We start from the raw sequence: 1,660 nt of genomic DNA, 5'->3' as shown, positions 1-1,660 counted from the left end.
GCACGTGGACCGAGGCGGCGGCCCGGCGCCGCGCGCTCGTGCGCGACGCCGAGCGCGACATGTTCCGGCTGGGCTCGGACGAGGCGTACGCCCAGGGCTACGCCGACGGCCGCGCCGAGCGCGGCGAGGACTAGCCGGCCAGGAAGCTCAGCCGGACCTGGCGCTCGGGGTTGTCGACGTTGGTGTCGACGACGCACACCGACTGCCAGGTACCCAGCGCCAGGCGTCCGCCCAGCACCGGCACGGTGAGCGAGGGGGCCAGGAACGCCGGGACGACGTGGTCCCGCCCGTGCCCAGGAGTCCCGTGCTGGTGGATCCAGCGGCTGTCGCGCGGCAGCAGGTCGTCCAGCGCGGTCAGCGTGTCGTCGTCGCTCCCGGCCCCGGTCTCGATGATGGCCAGGCCCGCGGTCGCGTGCGGCACGAACACGTGGAGCAGCCCGTCCGCCTCGTCGCGGACGAAGGCCGCGCACCGGTCGGTGACGTCGCGGACGACGGCCGAGCCGCCGGTGGTCAGGTCGAAGGTCTCGCTGCGCATGCTTCGATCGTGCCGCCTCCGGGCGGGCTCGGCACGCCTGGCTAAGAGAACCTTCATTGGTCAACCCGCGATCTCGAGGTGCGGACCCCCTCGGACGCTGCCAGAGTCGACTCGTCGCAACGGAGCGGCAGAAGAGAGGTCACCATCATGGGATTCCTGTTGTGGATCGCCGCTGTCATCCTCGTGATCTGGGGCATCATCACCCTGATCCAGGGCAGCGTCCTGCTCGGCATCGTGCTCATCGTCGTCGGCCTCGCCGTGGGCCCCGGTGGTTGGAGCATCTTCAATCGCGGTGGCGCACGGGCCTAGTCCCCGCGCTGCGGAGCCCTCGTCCCCACCCGGGGACGGGGGCTCCTGCGCGTCCGGGGCTCAGCCGAGGACGTCGGCGGTGGTCCGCACCGTGGCGAACTCCCCGTGCAGGTTGGTCGCCGTGACGCGGGCCAGCTCGGCCGCGGGCACGACGTCGCCGTGCGGGTCGCGCCGGTCGAACGTGTGGCAGGCGTCCAGCACGAACGTCACGTCGTAGCCGAGGTTGCCGCCGACCCGCGCGGTCGTCTCGCAGCAGTGGTTGGTGGTGATGCCGCAGACCACGATCGCGTCGACGCCCTCGCCGCGCAGCCACGCGTCCAGGTCGGGTGCGCCGTGGAACGCGGAGTTCACCGACTTCACGACCAGCAGGTCGGACGGACCGTCGACGCCCGGCTTGAACGCGTTGCCCGGCGAGGACGGGTGCAGCGGGGACGCCGGGTCCTGCGAGTCGTGACGGACGAGCACCAGCGGGAGCCCGTCGTGTCGCCACCGCTCGACCAGGCGGACGACGTTCGTCTCGCACGCGGGGTTGTCGCGCGGTCCCCAGAAGCCGGCGTCGTCGAAGCCGCGCTGGACGTCGACGACGACGAGGGCGGGTCGGGCGGTGGTCATCGCCCGAGGGTACGGCGCACCCGGTCCGCGGCGCCTCCCACGTCCGCGGGGGGCGTCCGCCCCGGGCCTAGGGTGGCCCGATGAGCACCATCACGCCCGCGCTCGTCGACGTCGCCTGGCTCCGGGCCCACCTGGACGACCCGCACGTCGTCGTCCTGCACGCCGTCGTCGCACGCTGCCGCCCGCCGACCGCCGCGTGCCCGG

Annotated in this window: 3 protein-coding genes; 1 reads left to right on the top strand and 2 read right to left on the bottom strand. The window is 73.3% G+C overall.

The window, feature by feature from the left end; all coding sequences use genetic code 11:
• Nucleotides 1–130 precede the first annotated feature (130 nt).
• Nucleotides 131–535 (bottom strand): YjbQ family protein, encoded by a 405-nt coding sequence (locus AC2W7G_RS15670; RefSeq protein ID WP_485869256.1) that lies wholly within the window; start codon nucleotides 533–535, stop codon nucleotides 131–133.
• A 147-nt stretch (nucleotides 536–682) separates the two neighbouring features.
• Between AC2W7G_RS15670 and AC2W7G_RS15665 the strand changes: the two genes are divergently transcribed.
• Nucleotides 683–844 (top strand): GPGG-motif small membrane protein, encoded by a 162-nt coding sequence (locus tag AC2W7G_RS15665; protein WP_485869255.1) that lies wholly within the window; start codon nucleotides 683–685, stop codon nucleotides 842–844.
• A 60-nt stretch (nucleotides 845–904) separates the two neighbouring features.
• Here the strand turns inward: AC2W7G_RS15665 and AC2W7G_RS15660 are convergent, their stop codons facing one another.
• A complete protein-coding gene (locus AC2W7G_RS15660) occupies nucleotides 905–1,456 on the bottom strand; it encodes a cysteine hydrolase family protein (protein ID WP_485869254.1) in 552 nt (183 codons plus the stop codon).
• Nucleotides 1,457–1,660: the final 204 nt, after the last annotated feature.

The sequence above is a fragment of the Aeromicrobium sp. PFPM2_SD2 genome (assembly GCF_057364525.1).
Note: the sequence above shows the minus strand (reverse complement) of the source record. Positions and strands in the feature narration are given on the sequence as shown.

Excerpts from the sequence above, each read along its gene's own strand:
- AC2W7G_RS15670 (WP_485869256.1), bottom strand. The coding sequence starts at position 535 with ATGCGCAGCGAGACCTTCGACCTGACCACCGGCGGCTCGGCCGTCGTC.
- AC2W7G_RS15665 (WP_485869255.1), top strand. The coding sequence starts at position 683 with ATGGGATTCCTGTTGTGGATCGCCGCTGTCATCCTCGTGATCTGGGGC.
- AC2W7G_RS15660 (WP_485869254.1), bottom strand. The coding sequence starts at position 1,456 with ATGACCACCGCCCGACCCGCCCTCGTCGTCGTCGACGTCCAGCGCGGC.